The following is a 14,606-nucleotide window of genomic DNA, read 5'->3' as shown; positions in this document are numbered from 1 at the left end:
TCTATGCTAGAAACCAAAATTGCTGAACCGGTTTTGTTACTCGTTGATGATGAGCCTGCTAATTTAAGAGTACTCAAGCAACTCTTGAGCAGTCAATACCAATTGATTTTCGCTCGTGATGGCCTTGAGGCATTAGAAATAGCCGAATCACGTAGGCCTGATCTTATTTTATTGGATGTTATGATGCCTTCAATGACAGGGTTTGAGGTTTGTGAGTCTCTTAAACATAACCGGGCTACTTCGCACATTCCGGTTATTTTTGTCACCGCACTAGATGATGATATGGACGAAGCGAGAGGTTTTGATGTTGGTGCCGTCGATTACATCACTAAACCGATTTCACCGGCAGTAGTTAAAGCGAGAGTTAAGACCCATTTAAGTTTGGTTCGTGCTGAAGCGCTCATGGAGAGCAGGCTGCATGTGGTTCAGCGGTTAGGTCGCGCCGCCGAATACAAAGACAACGAGACCGGCATGCACGTAATGCGAATGAGCCATTTCGCGAGAGAATTAGCGCTTGCCTATGGGTTATCTGAAGAACAAGCTACAACGTTACTCCATGCCGCGCCTATGCACGATATTGGAAAGATTGGCATTGCTGACAGTATTATGCTTAAGCCAGGAAAGCTGACGGAGGAAGAGTATAAAAACATGCAGCGCCACCCAGAAATTGGAGCTGAAATTATTGGCGACTGTGGCGATTCTTTGTTATTACATGTCGCTAAATCTGTATCTATGACTCATCACGAAAAGTGGGACGGAACAGGTTATCCAAAAGGATTGAAAGGTGAAGAAATACCCATTGAAGGACGTATTTGTGCGCTCGCAGATGTGTTTGACGCGCTGACAAGTAAACGGCCCTATAAAGAAGCATGGAGTATAGAGAAAGCGGTGGGGTTTATTCAAAGCCAAAAGGGCAAACACTTTGAACCAAAACTAGTAGATTTGCTCGTTGCCATGCTGCCGAAGATAGTGGAAATAAAAGAGACGTTTAAAGAAGAAGAAGAGTAAATGCTGTCCCGCTGTTGCTAAATGCGCCAGCTGTCAGTATACTACAACGAAGAAGTAATAAGTTCGGGCTCCCTCAAATTTTTAGGAAAGTAACGCGCTTATTAATAGCAAGCTATCACCTGACGGTGTTTTTACCCAAATAGATGTCGCTTTATAAAGGCGATGATCTAGGGTTCAGAATGACAACAAAAAGCCCCGCTAGTCCGGGGCTTTTTGTTGTATTAAACCTAGAGAAGTACGTTTTGTCTAGGTGATGACAGGTGGGCTTATGGCCCTTTTTTCGTTTTTGGAGGTTTGGATTGGCAAAACTTGAAGATAAGCTAACCGAAATGCTAAGTCCTGGTGTTGAAGCACTCGGTTTTGAGCTGGTTGGTATCGAGTTTGTTCGTGCGGGGAAGCATTCTATTCTTCGTGTTTTTATTGATCATGAGAATGGTATTTCTGTTGATAATTGTGCAGATGTTAGTCATCAAGTTAGCGCAATATTGGACGTAGAAGATCCGATCAGTACCGAATACAATTTGGAAGTGTCATCACCGGGTATGGATAGGCCGCTTTTTAATGAAAAGCATTACGAGGCTTCTGTGGGCGAAGTGGTTCAAGTTCGTTTGTCTATGCCGATGGGTGACAGACGTAATTTTAAAGGCAAAGTACTTTCCTGCGAGGACGGTATGGTAAGTATAGAAGTGGATGGCCAACAGTTTCAGTTAGCTGTGGCGAATATCGAAAAAGGTAACGTTGTTCCCACGTTCGATTAACGGAACAGCTCCGCTTTCATCGATGAAAGCAAATGTGAGGCGAAAATGAATAAAGAAATTTTGTTAGTGGCGGAAGCCGTTTCAAATGAAAAACAAGTGCCTAGAGAAAAGATTTTTGAAGCGTTGGAGTTTGCCATTGCCAGCGCGACAAAAAAGAAAAATGAAGGCGAGATAGAAGTTCGTGTAAGCATCGACAGAACGTCGGGTGACTTTGACACATTCCGTCGTTGGTTAGTTACACCAGACGACCAAGAACAAGAAAATCCATATGCAGAAATTACCATTTCTGCGGCTCAGATTGATGAGCCAGATATAAAGTTGGGTGAATATGTTGAAGAGCAAATTGAATCAATTAAGTTCGACCGCATAACTACACAAACGGCAAAACAAGTCATCGTACAAAAAGTTCGAGAAGCAGAACGTCAGCAAATGATTGCTGAGTATGAAGACAGAGTTGGTGAACTGGTAACTGGTACCGTTAAAAAGGTAAACCGTGACAATATCATTATTGATTTAGGTAACAATGCTGAAGGTGTTATCTACCGTGACGATATGCTCCCTAGAGAGACATTCCGCCCAGGTGACAGAGTTCGTGGTTTACTTTATGTGATTCGTCCGGAAGCCCGTGGTGCGCAGCTTTTCATTAGCCGTACTCACCCAGACATGCTGGTTGAATTATTCCGCCTGGAAGTGCCAGAAATTGCGGAAGAGACATTGGAAATTAAATCTGCAGCACGGGACCCGGGTTCACGAGCAAAAATTGCCGTGAAAACTAACGACAAGCGTTTAGATCCAGTGGGTGCGTGTGTTGGTATGCGTGGTTCACGTGTACAAGCAGTATCTGGAGAGTTAGGCGGTGAGCGCGTTGACATCGTATTGTGGGATGAAAATCCAGCGCAATTCGTTATTAATGCGATGGCGCCTGCTGAGGTTGCATCGATTGTTGTTGATGAAGATAACAACACGATGGATGTAGCGGTTGAGGCAGATAACCTTGCGCAAGCAATCGGTAGAAGTGGCCAAAACGTACGTCTTGCCAGTCAATTAAGTGGCTGGGAACTTAACGTGATGACGGTTGACGATCTCAACAAGAAACACGAAGAAGAAAACGCGAAGGTACTTAACCTATTCACAGCTGGACTTGATATTGATGAAGATTTTGCATCAGTACTTGTCGATGAAGGCTTTACCACGTTAGAAGAGGTAGCCTACGTTCCAGTAAGTGAACTTTTAGCGGTTGAAGGATTAGATGAAGATACCGTTGAAGAATTGCGTACAAGAGCGCGTGCCTTCTTAACTACGCGAGCACTAGCGGATGAAGAGTCCCTTGAAGGTGCAGAACCAACAGAAGCCTTATTAAATCTTGAGGGTATGAGTAAACACGTGGCTTATGTGTTGGCCAGCCGCGGTATTACCGATCTTGAAGAATTAGCAGAACAAGGCACCGATGATATCAACGATATCGATGAACTTAACGACGAAACTGCAGGCGCATTAATAATGGCTGCTCGAAACATCGTTTGGTTCAGTGAAGAAGAGTAAGGTCAACAGGGGGATAATTACGTAATGGCAGATGTATCTATAGAAAAGCTCGCCAGCGACATTGGTACGACCGTTGACCGTTTGGTTGGCCAATTTAAAGACGCGGGTATTGTAAAGGATGCCGGCGGTCAAGTTAACGAAGAAGAGAAACAAAAACTGTTGGATCATTTAAGTAAGCAACACGGTAGCTCATCAGAGCCCACGCGCATGACATTGAAGCGCAAAACGACCAGTACACTAAGCGTTGGAAAGTCGAAAGAAGTAAAAGTTGAAGTACGCAAAAAACGTACCTACGTTAAACGTACTGACGTTGAAGAAGAAGCGAAGCGTCAGGAAGAAGAGCGTATTAAGCGTGAAGCTGAAGAAAAAGCGGCAGCAGAAGCTAAGCAAGCAGCGGAAGAAAAAGCACGCAAAGCCGCAGAAGCGAAAAAAGCGGCTGACGAAGAGCGTGCCCGCCGTGCAGAGCAGGCTAAGAAAGATGCTGAAGCTCGCAAGAAAAACGAGCCGGAGCTTTCTGAAGCAGAAAAAGCGAAGCAAGAAGCAGCTCGCCAAGAAGAAGAGCGTTTACGCAAGGCTCAAGAAGAAGAGTCTCAGAAGAAACTTGAAGAAGATGCTAAAAAGGCAGCTGAAGAAGCGCGTAAACTAGCTGAAGAAAATGAACGTCGCTGGAAAGAAGAAGAAGAGCGCAGAAAAAAAGCGGAAGCTGAAGAAGTTCACTTGCACTCAAATCGTTATGCGCAAGAAGCAGAAGACGAAGAAGACATGCAGGTTGAGCGTTCGTCGCGCCGTCGTCGCAAGTCGAAAAAACATGCTGGTGAACATCTCAAACAAGGCTTTAATAAGCCTGCGCAACCCGTAGAACGCGTAGTTAAACTTGGTGCGACTATTACGGTTGGTGAGTTAGCGAGCAAACTTGCAATAAAATCTAACGAAGTTATCAAAGCCATGATGAAAATGGGCGAGATGGCTACAATTAACCAAGTACTTGACCAAGACACAGCAGTTCTCGTTGTTGAAGAAATGGGTCACAAATACGAGCTCGTTAATGACAATGCGTTAGAAGATGAATTGCTCGCTGAAGGCATGGATGGTGTTAAAACGACTCGTGCTCCAGTAGTGACTATCATGGGTCACGTTGACCATGGTAAAACATCATTACTCGATTTCATTCGTCGCGCTAAAGTAGCAGACGGAGAGGCGGGTGGTATTACTCAGCATATCGGCGCCTACAAAGTAGAAACGGATAACGGCGAGATTACTTTCCTAGATACACCAGGGCACGCGGCATTCACTGCAATGCGTGCACGTGGTGCAACGGCCACTGATATTGTTATCTTGGTTGTTGCTGCCGATGATGGTGTTATGCCACAAACCAAAGAAGCAGTTCAGCATGCTAAGGCTGCTGGCGTTCCTTTGATAGTTGCTGTAAACAAAATGGATAAAGAGTCTGCTGACCCTGATCGTGTTAAGAGTGAGCTTCTTCAACTTGAAGTTATTCCAGAAGAATACGGCGGTGAGCACCAGTTCTGTAACGTATCAGCTAAAACAGGAATGGGTGTTGACGGATTACTAGAAGCTATTGTGCTTCAAGCTGAATTGCTTGATCTAAAAGCGGTACCGGAAGGTCCATGTCGCGGTATCGTTATTGAATCACGTCTTGATAAAGGCCGTGGTCCTGTAGCGTCTGTATTGGTTCAAGAAGGACAACTTCGCCCAGGTGATATTTTATTATGTGGTGAAGAGTACGGCCGTGTTCGTGCTATGCGCGATGAAAATGCACAGGAGATGAAGTTTGCTGGTCCATCGACCCCTGTTGAAGTACTAGGTCTATCTGGTGTGCCGGTTGCTGGTGAAGATGCTGCAGTAGTGCAAGATGAGCGCAAAGCTCGTGAAGTAGCGGCAAGGCGTCATCAGAAGAAACGTGAGCTCAAATTAGCACGTCAGCAAAAAGCGAAACTTGAAAACATGTTTGCGAACATGGCATCAGGCGATGTGAGCGACTTGAACATCGTACTTAAAGCTGATGTACAAGGTTCTGTTGAGGCAATTGCCGAATCACTCACTAAACTTTCCACATCAGAAGTAAAAGTGAATATTGTTGGTAGCGGTGTTGGCGGAATTACTGAAACTGACGCTACACTTGCAGCGGCATCTGGTGCCATTGTTGTTGGCTTTAATGTTAGAGCTGATGCATCTGCGCGTAAGGTGCTTGAGGCCGAAGAAATTGATTTGCGCTATTACAGCGTAATTTACAATCTTATCGACGAGGTGAAAGCGGCCATGAGCGGTATGCTTGCACCTGAGTTCAAACAAGAAATTATCGGTTTGGCTGAAGTGCGCGACGTGTTCAAATCGCCTAAGCTTGGCGCGATTGCAGGTTGTATGGTTACCGAAGGCAACATCAAGCGCAGTAATCCAATCCGCGTACTTCGTGATAACGTTGTTATCTACGAAGGCGAACTTGAGTCGCTACGTCGCTTTAAAGACGACGTTCAGGAAGTTCGTAACGGCATGGAATGTGGTATTGGCGTGAAAAACTACAACGACGTGAAAGTAGGAGACCAAATTGAGGTCTTCGAAATCGTTGAGGTTAAGCGCGAAATTTAATTGTCTGTTTTAATTGGCATTTAAAAAGCGGGGGCCGAGTGCTCCCGCTTTTGTCTATACGCTCATTATAATTAGGCTAAGGAGTTTACAATGGCTCGTGAATTTTCACGTACCGATAGGGTTGCTCAACAAGTTCATAAAGAAGTGGCGAGTATCCTTCAAAACGAATACAAACACAGAGTAGGCGACATGCCGCTTATTACCGTATCTGAAGTTGAAGTATCACGGGATTTAGCACATGCAAAAATTTACGTGACTATCTACAACAGTACTGAAGAAGAGGGCAAAGAGCAGATTAAGCAGCTTAAAGAGCTTAAAGGCTTCGTTCGCAGTATACTGGCTAAGCGTCTGCGTATGCGTTCGGTGCCCGACCTTCATTTCTTCGAAGACAGGTCGATAATTGAGGGCATGCGCATTTCAAACTTGGTTTCTAAGACCATTGCTGCCGATGAGTCAAAGCGTGATACCGATGATGGAAAAGAGTCGGAGTAAATGGCCAGACGACGTAAAGGCCGTGATATTAACGGTATAATCTTACTTGATAAGCCGCTAGGCGGCTCATCTAATCAACTGCTTCAAAAGGTGCGCTGGTTGTACAAAGCAGCGAAAGCCGGACACACTGGCGCGCTAGACCCTTTGGCCAGCGGAATGCTGCCGTTGTGTTTAGGTGAGGCAACCAAGTTCTCTCAATTTTTACTTGATGCCGAAAAAACCTACGAGGTTACTGCTCAGTTAGGTGTTCGCACCACCACTTCAGACGCTGATGGCGAGGTAGTTGAAGAAAAGCCCGTTGATGTTACTGATGTACAGGTTAACGAGGCTTGCCTTGCGTTTTTAGGTAAAAGTAAGCAGATCCCATCTATGTTTTCTGCACTCAAGCATCAAGGAAAACCTTTGTATTTCTATGCTCGCCAAGGTATCGAAATAGAGAGGGAACCTCGCGATATAGAGGTTTTTGAGCTTGAAGTGTTACGCATTGAGTTGCCTTATGTGGATATGCGGATAAAGTGCAGCAAAGGAACTTATATACGTTCTATTGTTGACGACCTAGGCCAAAACTTAGGTTGCGGTGCCTATGTAACACGCCTGCATCGCACTGAGGTTGCTGATTATCCAACGGATAAAATGGTGTCATTAGATACTCTTATCAATACGCAAGAATCTCTCGATGAGGGAGATTTTGCAGCGCTAGACGTGTTTCTCATCCCCATGGACACGGCTGTAAGCCGCTTGCCCTATGTTATCATCAATGATGATGAGCGCAGTCGCTTCGATCATGGCCAAAGTGTTAAGGGGGTTTGCAAAGCAGCACTTATCGCTGATGTTTCCTACCGAGTTTATCATCAGCAGGCAGACGACTTGTTGTTTATAGGCGTAGGTGAGGGGGTAAAGGACCCAAGAGATCAGGGGCAGCCAAAGAACGAAATCTTCGTTAATCCTAAACGACGAGTGGTTTATCCCTCTTAAAAAATAGTAGAGAAGAAATAATAGAAAAGAAAGTGCTTTTGTGGCTTGCTAACTAGGCAATCGTCATTATAATACGCGTCTCATTCCGTTCTGCTGAATTAGTGATCGGCGGGACATAATTTAGGAGAATGTTATGTCACTAACTAAAGAACAAACTGCAAAAATTATTGCTGAGTATGGCGTTAAAGAAGGCGACACTGGTTCACCAGAAGTTCAAGTAGCCTTGCTTACTCACAACATCAATAAGCTTCAAGGTCATTTTGCTGATCACAAAAAAGATCACCACTCACGTCGTGGTCTTCTTCGTATGGTTAGCCAGCGTCGTAAGCTTCTAGATTACCTTAAAGGCAAGAACGCAGAGCGTTATCTTGACCTTATCAAGCGTCTAGGCCTACGTCGATAAGACTTGGGTTATACAAAAAAAGCGTCCATTGGACGCTTTTTTTGTACCTCGCATTTATTGCCATCTGACTGAGGTAATACGACACGTGTTTTAAGCGTGTGAATGGGCAATATGAAGAGTATTGTTAAGTTAAAATCCTAACTCGCCTCACTTTTCTTGCGATGTCTTGGTAGAGTGCTTAACTGCATCGTTCAAGCTAACCAGTTCGCGAGTGGTGAGTTCTCGCCATTGGCCTGGCCGAAGGTTACTTAACGCTAAGTGCATTATTCTCGTGCGTTTTAGCTGTGTTACTTCATAACCTAAAAATTCACACATTCTGCGGATCTGTCTGTTTAGACCCTGAGTTAGGATGATAGTGAATTTATTTCTGCCTGTTTGCTTTACCGTACACGGTTTTGTTACCGTTCCCAGAATTGGCACACCGCGAGCCATTTTAGTTAAGAATCTCTCGCTTATAGGCTGGTTAACTGTTACCTCATACTCTTTGTCGTGAGCGTTCTCTGCGCGCAATATCTTATTTACAATATCGCCGTCGCTGGTCAAGATAATAAGTCCCTCTGAAGGCTTGTCTAAGCGACCTACGGGAAAGATTCGCTCTTTATGACCGATGGCGTCAATAATATTGCCTTTCACATGGCGCTCAGTGGTACAAGTGATCCCTATTGGCTTATTATAAACAAGATAAACGCGATCTGATTTGTCTTTGGCGACGGCGCCAATACGCTTTTTATCAACTTCCACGGTGTCGTTAGGGCCTACCTTAGTACCCAACTCTGGTGACTTGCCGTTAATGGTAACGCGATTTTGCTCAATAAGTTTATCGGCTTCACGGCGAGAGCATAATCCAGTATCACTAATGTATTTATTTAAGCGTTTAAGCGTCTGCTCGCTCATTAAACTTGGCTTCCTCTGATGTGTAGGTTTTTTTTTTAGTAAGCGTATTGCACTGTTTCGTTTTAGTTCGTTACGCTTAGAAAGCAATGATGACTAGCTAGATAAAAAGTAGCGATTGTCTCACGAACAAAAGGGGCGGTGAGCCCCTTTATGCGTGCATAGTATCTATATTTGCTATGATCTATGGTTGTCTATAGCGTTGCTCTGGACAGTGCTAGCTAATCGGCGTTGGGTGATGCAGCAGGACTTGTTCCTGCTGGGGAGGCGCCATTTGTATTATTTGCGCCTGTACCCGACACCAATTTGGTGGCAATTTCCCTAATTTCGTTTTCTAGACTGTTGAGCTTGCCAGATAAAGAAGCGTTGCGCTTTTCTAGCACCGATAGCGTGTCAGCTAAGTTTTTAACGTCTTGCTGTGTACCCGCTTTGTCATCTGCGGTTTGCTCAAGTCGAACATTTACTGCTAATAGTTCATCAGCAACCGAGGCCAGCTGATTTTTTAAAGAGCCAATGGTTGCTGATTGTGCATCTACATCTTCAGAAACCGCATTTATGTCTTTGTTAGCGGTACTTTGGACTTTACTCACGCGCTCGCCTAAATCTGCAATTTCTTTTTGATTCCTGCGCCATGCAGAAGCCCAAAGCTTATCCATCTGCTCCCATAATTCACTGGTCTTATCATTCAATTCGTTTACTTTTACTTGCAGAGCAACAGTAGATTCGCCCATTTCTTCACCTGTAGCAGAGAGTTTATTCTCCAGTAACATAATGCGCTCTTCTGCTCGCTCGGCGATTACTTTTTGCTTTTCAAGCAGTGTGAATAAATAATAACAGCCACCGCACGCAGATAAGGCAATAAGGGCAATAAGAACTACCCAAATACCGTTGCCACCGGATGAAGTTGAGGTGCTCGAAACTGGAGAGGGAGAGGAGGTACTACCAGGTGAAGCTTGGCGCTTGGTTTGATAATCGCGACGGTCTTCGTCATCTAACCTGATAGTTGGAAATTCATCATTGTTTGAGTTGTTAGGCATAATATCGTTACATTCTCATTCTGGCTGTTTCCTCATCGATTAAACCTTATTTTACAAAGCCTAAGGCCCAAGTTAATCGCAGGAAACGCTAATTCTTTGCTCACACAGCATGTTATCGCTTATTGTAATTAAATGCCACGGCTTATCTGCCTAACCTTTTTATACAAAAGCTATCAAAAAAGCGAACATTGAGTTCGCCTTTTCATCATGTTTAATCGCCCATCCATTCAACGCGGTATAGATCCCGGCGCCTATCTAAATAATTTCTCACTGAGCCTTCGTTTTGAAGCTTAGTCAGCTTGTCCAAATCCAAATCAACAATCAGAGTCATCTCTGTGTTTGGTGTAGTTTCAGACACAATAGCGTCGTGAGGGAAAGCGAAATCACTGGGTGAAAATACCGCAGTTTGCCCGTATTGAATATCCACGTTGTCTACTTTCGGTAAGTTACCTACGCTACCCGCAATGGCCACATAACACTCATTTTCAATGGCTCTTGCTTGGGCACATCGTCTTACTCGTAAGTAACCATTTTTTGTGTCTGTCCAAAATGGTACGAAGAGAATTTGCATTTCCTGATCGGCAAGAATACGCGCCAGTTCTGGAAATTCAACGTCGTAACAGATAAGCACACCGATTTTGCCGAAGTCTGTATCAAATGTTTTTAGGCTATTTCCGCCTTTCATTATCCAGTCTTCTTTTTCGTGAGGGGTAGGGTGCAGCTTGTACTGACTTTCTATTGTGCCATCACGCTTGCAGATATAGCTTACGTTATACAGCAAGTCATCCTCTACCACAGGCATAGAGCCTGCAATAATAGTAATGTTATAAGACACGGCTAAATGAGACACCGATGTAAGGATTTCATCGGTATAAGTAGCGAGGTGCCATATTGCGTCAATGGAAGACTCTGTGGGGCACAGTCCCATTAGAGGGGCATTGAAAAACTCCGGGAATAAAGCTACGTCACAAGAATAGTCTGACAATGCATCGACAAAGTACTCAACCTGCTGCAAAAGCTCTTCTACATTGTTGAAATAGCGCATTTGCCATTGAATACAGCCAATTCTAGCGCTCAATTTTCGACTTGCGATAAGTGAGGGCGTTCCTGGCTCGTAATAAATATTATGCCATTGTAAAAGTGTAGCGTACCCTTGCGATGCCTCATCTTCGGGGAGGTAGGCAGTCATTACTTGCTTTACTTCAAACCCATTAGATAATTGGAACGTAAGGATAGGATCGTAAATATCCTTCAGTTTTACCTGCTCAATGTATTCATATGGCGTCAGTTCTTGGGCATGGTTGCGGTAATTGGGAATACGTCCACCGGCCATAATTGATTTCAAATTAAGATTTCGGCACAACTCTTTTCTTGCTTCGTACAACCTTCTGCCAAGTCTTAACCCTCTGTATTCAGGGCAAACGATAACTTCCACGCCGTACAGTACATCACCATTTGGATCGTGAGTAGTAAGATAGGCATCGCCAGTGATTTCATCGTAGCTATGCTTGTCACCAAATTGGTCATAATCAACAATGACGGATATGGCGAAAGCAACGACTTTGCCCTTATCCTCTATACAAATTTGTCCATCAGAAAATGTGGTTACCTGTGCCTTGTAATTAGAATACGGCCATGCGCCACCCACATTGGCGTAAACCTTATCCATAAGATCTTTGACATCGTTGTAGTCATCTAATCGTAAATTCCGTAAGTCGAGGTGATGCTCTGTCTCTTCTATCTGTGTTTGGTCTTGACTCATTAACAACTCTCTTTTGCGTTACGTCTGGGTAGGGCCGTTTTTTGGTGTGTCGACCTTCACTGCAGTGCCCACTTTAAAAGTGTATGGTAATGGGAGACTGACCTAAGTATTCAAACATACATTCTATTAAAAATAAGCAAAAATCATGCTTTTTATTTTGTGATAAAAAATTTTTTGGTTCACAACAAAAATATAGCGGCTTTCTAAAAGTGATATAGGTTGTGAATAAAGCCAATTGGCTTTATAAAACTGCCAAAATACTTTTTATACACACAATGCAAAGTCATATCGATACCCACCTAAAAGTCACCCCACTCACAGTCTTTGATGAAGCTCTTTTCGAGTCAATCGTCAACGATCTAGTTACCCAAGGGTTTAGTGTTCAACATGATGCGCTGCCTCGACTGATTACAGATTCATTGCTGTCGTGTCAGCGCGCCATGGCTGAAAGTGAATATCAAAAAGCAGGCATAGGTAGAGCATCAAATTTTCAGCATGCAGATGCAATACGCACAGATGATATAAGTTGGATAACCGGCAGTACAGCTGAAGGTGAAATCTGGCTGTCATGGTGTGATTCACTGAAAACCTATATCAATAAAACGCTCTTTATGGGTCTGTTTTCTTTTGAAAGTCATTTCGCTTGCTATGATGTGGGGGCATATTACAAACGTCATGTAGATGCCTTCAAAGGGCAGAGTAATAGAGTCCTTTCGTTGGTAGCATATCTTAATGAACAGTGGTCAGAGAGCGACGGAGGCGAGCTCGTTTTGTACAAAAATGAGGATGATGAGCAAGGGATTACAGTACGACCAGAAAAAGGAACATTCGTCATATTTTTAAGCGAACAATTTCCTCACGAAGTATTAACGTCAAATCGTCAGCGTCATTCAGTGGCGGGGTGGTTTAGAATAAATGGTAGTATTAATGCAAAAATAGACCCACCGAGATAACCATGACTAGCGCTATGAGGGAGGTAAGTGCTAATATCGAAAAGGTGATGTTGGTCGGTTATTTTGGTTAACCAATCTTTGTGGGCGTTAGGTCATCAGTTGGCTCTGATGAAAGCTAGGGCTTCATTGTTGATATCGGTGCAATATCATGAATACTTGCTCATAGCGTTGTGGTTTTTCATTGTTGTAAGTCTTTTATCTAAATAATTATGCTTACATTCAACGCTGTGTTACTTAAGGAAAAGACGTAAAAAGTGGTTGTTTAATGTTGGAAAAAATCCCGGCTCCTGTTCCAATAGAGGACCTTCATGTATTGGTTATTGATAATCAAGGGTTAGTGCACGATGTGGTTGCGTCTGCATTGCACGAGGTTGGGATAAAACATGTAAGTAGCGCGTTTAATGCTTTTCATGCAAAGCGATTGTGTGAACATAGACAATTCGATTTTGTTCTACTTGCCTTCAATGTAAGCCACGATAAAGATGGCTTTCACTTATTTGAAGAGTTAAAACACCTTAACTATATCAATGACACCACCACGGTTATTTTCTTAAGCGCTGAAACGTCCTCAGAGTTGGTCAACTGCATTGTAGAGTTGCAGCCTCACGATTTCTGGGTGAAACCCTTACAACGAACTAAAATAGTCGCTCGTCTTCAGTATCTTCTTCATATTCGATACAAACTTCACAAAATGCTTCACTGTATGCAAAATGGCGATTATTCCACGGCCATGTATTATGCTGAGAGACAGTTAAAAGACAGCTCGTTAACAGAATATCATCCGAGAATAAAGCGCTTGATTGGCGATTGTCTGCTTCAATTGCGAGACTTTGAAACTGCAGAGCATTATTTTCGAGAGCTGTTGCAAAGCATGGATCATGCCTGGATACATATCGGGCTCACTCGTGCGCTGCTTAGACAAGACGAGCTAGAAGAGGCTCAGCTCATTGTCGATGACTTACTACAGCGACCAGATACTCGCTTTCTTACGTTTGATTTACTCGCCCAGTATTTCATCGAGAAAGAGCAGTTCGATATTGCCTACGAACAAATGAAAGAAGCGAGTCGACTTGCACCAAGAAACATCGAACGAAATAAACGATTGTGGGATTTAGCGCGGTTAAATCACGACAAGGTTGGTCAGCTTTCTGCTGTACAAAATATGGCTAAATTTGCTAAAAATTCGATTCACGACTCACCTCAACTTTCTCTTAATGTAATACGTTCTACCATCGATTTAGCAACAAGCCTTGGCGGCGCTGATGCTGAAAAGTATATTCAGCGAGCGCAATCTGAACTTGAAAATGTATCGCAACAAAAGGGCGTACGCACTGAACTGAGTGATCAAGTGAACGTTATCAGAGCCCGAGTGCTGTGCTTAAAAGATGATAAGAAAGGTGCTGAGCAAGTGATGAAGCAAAGCTCGGCGAATACCGATGGTCTGTCTATGGAAGACAGTCTGGATAAGATGAAAGCCTTTCATGAGCTGGGTATGCGCGAGCATTGCATTAGTATTTTAGAAAAGCTTCGAAAGCAAATTGAGGGTGATACCTTTTCATCGCAAGTGGTAGATGAATATCTCAAGCAGGAATCAATAGAACGACACGAAATACAATTTACGCCCAAAGAACTTAAGCATATGGCTACGGTGAACTACAAAGAAAATAGGTTGTTGCCCGCTTATAATAATTTAAGACAAGCCCTCACAATATCTCCTAGTGATAAGCAAGTTGCGCTTAGCCTGCTAAAAATAGTGTCGCAAATTCATGCGGGTGAAGACTTAAGCGATGAGCAGGTGGAAGTTGCACACAAAGCGGCAAAGCTTCTTCTTGAAGTGAAATTATCGCCTACTCAAACGGAAAAGCGCAATATGTATATCCAACGACTCCGGTTGAAGGTTGACGATATGAGCGCCTCAGATTTTGTAGGTGTTGTGGTGAAAAATAGTGCAAAAGAAAGTGGCCAATATGATGCCAATGACGGCACCAAAAGCGCTGAAGAAGTAATTGAGAAAGGCTAAAATGGATTAGTCATCTATCCATATGATTTTGGTATCGGTTTCACTAAGGTGCGACGTTTAAGCCTACTTTGTTGGACACGGCCTATTTACAGTATATGTGCGCTCAAAGCGAGCATAAAAACATCAAAAACACCTTTTTGTCTTAGCAACATGAAAGT

At 43.6% G+C, this 14,606-nt stretch carries 12 protein-coding genes; 9 read left to right on the top strand and 3 right to left on the bottom strand.

Features of this window, described 5'->3' with window-relative positions; translation table 11 throughout:
* Positions 1-3 precede the first annotated feature (3 nt).
* The 7 genes from ACOJR9_RS11155 (at position 4) to rpsO (ending at position 7,785) form a co-directional block, all read left to right on the top strand.
* Positions 4-1,008 (top strand): response regulator, encoded by a 1,005-nt coding sequence (locus ACOJR9_RS11155; protein ID WP_420933053.1) that lies wholly within the window; start codon positions 4-6, stop codon positions 1,006-1,008.
* A gap of 299 nt (positions 1,009-1,307) precedes the next feature.
* The gene (gene rimP, locus ACOJR9_RS11150; RefSeq protein ID WP_420933052.1) at positions 1,308-1,766 is read left to right on the top strand and encodes a ribosome maturation factor RimP; all 459 of its coding nucleotides are present in this window, start codon (positions 1,308-1,310) and stop codon (positions 1,764-1,766) included.
* A 45-nt stretch (positions 1,767-1,811) separates the two neighbouring features.
* Positions 1,812-3,308, top strand: coding sequence for a transcription termination factor NusA (gene nusA, locus ACOJR9_RS11145; protein WP_420933051.1), 1,497 nt, complete (start codon positions 1,812-1,814; stop codon positions 3,306-3,308).
* 24 nt (positions 3,309-3,332) lie between these two features.
* A complete protein-coding gene (infB, locus tag ACOJR9_RS11140; protein WP_420933050.1) occupies positions 3,333-5,915 on the top strand; it encodes a translation initiation factor IF-2 in 2,583 nt (860 codons plus the stop codon).
* Positions 5,916-6,005: 90 nt separating this feature from the next.
* A complete protein-coding gene (gene rbfA, locus ACOJR9_RS11135) occupies positions 6,006-6,407 on the top strand; it encodes a 30S ribosome-binding factor RbfA (RefSeq protein WP_420933049.1) in 402 nt (133 codons plus the stop codon).
* Complete coding sequence (gene truB / locus ACOJR9_RS11130; RefSeq protein ID WP_420933048.1) at positions 6,408-7,382, top strand: tRNA pseudouridine(55) synthase TruB; 975 nt, start codon at positions 6,408-6,410, stop codon at positions 7,380-7,382.
* A gap of 133 nt (positions 7,383-7,515) precedes the next feature.
* Positions 7,516-7,785, top strand: coding sequence for a 30S ribosomal protein S15 (rpsO, locus tag ACOJR9_RS11125; protein ID WP_420933047.1), 270 nt, complete (start codon positions 7,516-7,518; stop codon positions 7,783-7,785).
* Positions 7,786-7,932: 147 nt separating this feature from the next.
* On the opposite strand, the gene rluF is transcribed toward rpsO, so the two are convergent.
* The 3 genes from rluF to ACOJR9_RS11110 form a co-directional block, all read right to left on the bottom strand.
* Positions 7,933-8,679 carry a 23S rRNA pseudouridine(2604) synthase RluF gene (rluF, locus tag ACOJR9_RS11120; protein WP_420933046.1) on the bottom strand — a complete coding sequence of 249 codons (747 nt, stop codon included), beginning with the start codon at positions 8,677-8,679 and terminating at the stop codon, positions 7,933-7,935.
* Positions 8,680-8,897: 218 nt separating this feature from the next.
* Entirely contained in the window at positions 8,898-9,713 is an 816-nt protein-coding gene (locus tag ACOJR9_RS11115; RefSeq protein WP_420933045.1) for a hypothetical protein, read from the bottom strand.
* Between the two features lie 211 nt (positions 9,714-9,924).
* Entirely contained in the window at positions 9,925-11,475 is a 1,551-nt protein-coding gene (locus ACOJR9_RS11110) for a carbon-nitrogen hydrolase family protein (protein ID WP_032096564.1), read from the bottom strand.
* Between the two features lie 275 nt (positions 11,476-11,750).
* Here ACOJR9_RS11110 and ACOJR9_RS11105 point away from each other — a divergent pair, with 275 nt between their 5' ends.
* Positions 11,751-12,428, top strand: a complete 678-nt coding sequence (locus ACOJR9_RS11105) for a 2OG-Fe(II) oxygenase (RefSeq protein ID WP_420936110.1) — start codon at positions 11,751-11,753, stop codon at positions 12,426-12,428.
* 265 nt (positions 12,429-12,693) lie between these two features.
* The gene (locus tag ACOJR9_RS11100; protein ID WP_420933044.1) at positions 12,694-14,448 is read left to right on the top strand and encodes a response regulator; all 1,755 of its coding nucleotides are present in this window, start codon (positions 12,694-12,696) and stop codon (positions 14,446-14,448) included.
* Positions 14,449-14,606: the final 158 nt, after the last annotated feature.

The organism is Alteromonas ulvae, from assembly GCF_048987005.1.
In the GTDB taxonomy this organism is placed as follows: domain Bacteria; phylum Pseudomonadota; class Gammaproteobacteria; order Enterobacterales; family Alteromonadaceae; genus Alteromonas.
This window is presented reverse-complemented; position numbering and strand designations above follow the sequence as displayed.

What these genes read in the sequence shown, in the direction of transcription:
- ACOJR9_RS11155 (WP_420933053.1), top strand. Translation starts at nt 4, where the DNA reads ATGCTAGAAACCAAAATTGCTGAACCGGTTTTGTTACTCGTTGATGAT.
- nusA (WP_420933051.1), top strand. Translation starts at nt 1,812, where the DNA reads ATGAATAAAGAAATTTTGTTAGTGGCGGAAGCCGTTTCAAATGAAAAA.
- infB (WP_420933050.1), top strand. Translation starts at nt 3,333, where the DNA reads ATGGCAGATGTATCTATAGAAAAGCTCGCCAGCGACATTGGTACGACC.
- rbfA (WP_420933049.1), top strand. Translation starts at nt 6,006, where the DNA reads ATGGCTCGTGAATTTTCACGTACCGATAGGGTTGCTCAACAAGTTCAT.
- truB (WP_420933048.1), top strand. Translation starts at nt 6,408, where the DNA reads ATGGCCAGACGACGTAAAGGCCGTGATATTAACGGTATAATCTTACTT.
- rpsO (WP_420933047.1), top strand. Translation starts at nt 7,516, where the DNA reads ATGTCACTAACTAAAGAACAAACTGCAAAAATTATTGCTGAGTATGGC.
- rluF (WP_420933046.1), bottom strand. Translation starts at nt 8,679, where the DNA reads ATGAGCGAGCAGACGCTTAAACGCTTAAATAAATACATTAGTGATACT.
- ACOJR9_RS11115 (WP_420933045.1), bottom strand. Translation starts at nt 9,713, where the DNA reads ATGCCTAACAACTCAAACAATGATGAATTTCCAACTATCAGGTTAGAT.
- ACOJR9_RS11110 (WP_032096564.1), bottom strand. Translation starts at nt 11,475, where the DNA reads ATGAGTCAAGACCAAACACAGATAGAAGAGACAGAGCATCACCTCGAC.
- ACOJR9_RS11105 (WP_420936110.1), top strand. Translation starts at nt 11,751, where the DNA reads ATGCAAAGTCATATCGATACCCACCTAAAAGTCACCCCACTCACAGTC.
- ACOJR9_RS11100 (WP_420933044.1), top strand. Translation starts at nt 12,694, where the DNA reads ATGTTGGAAAAAATCCCGGCTCCTGTTCCAATAGAGGACCTTCATGTA.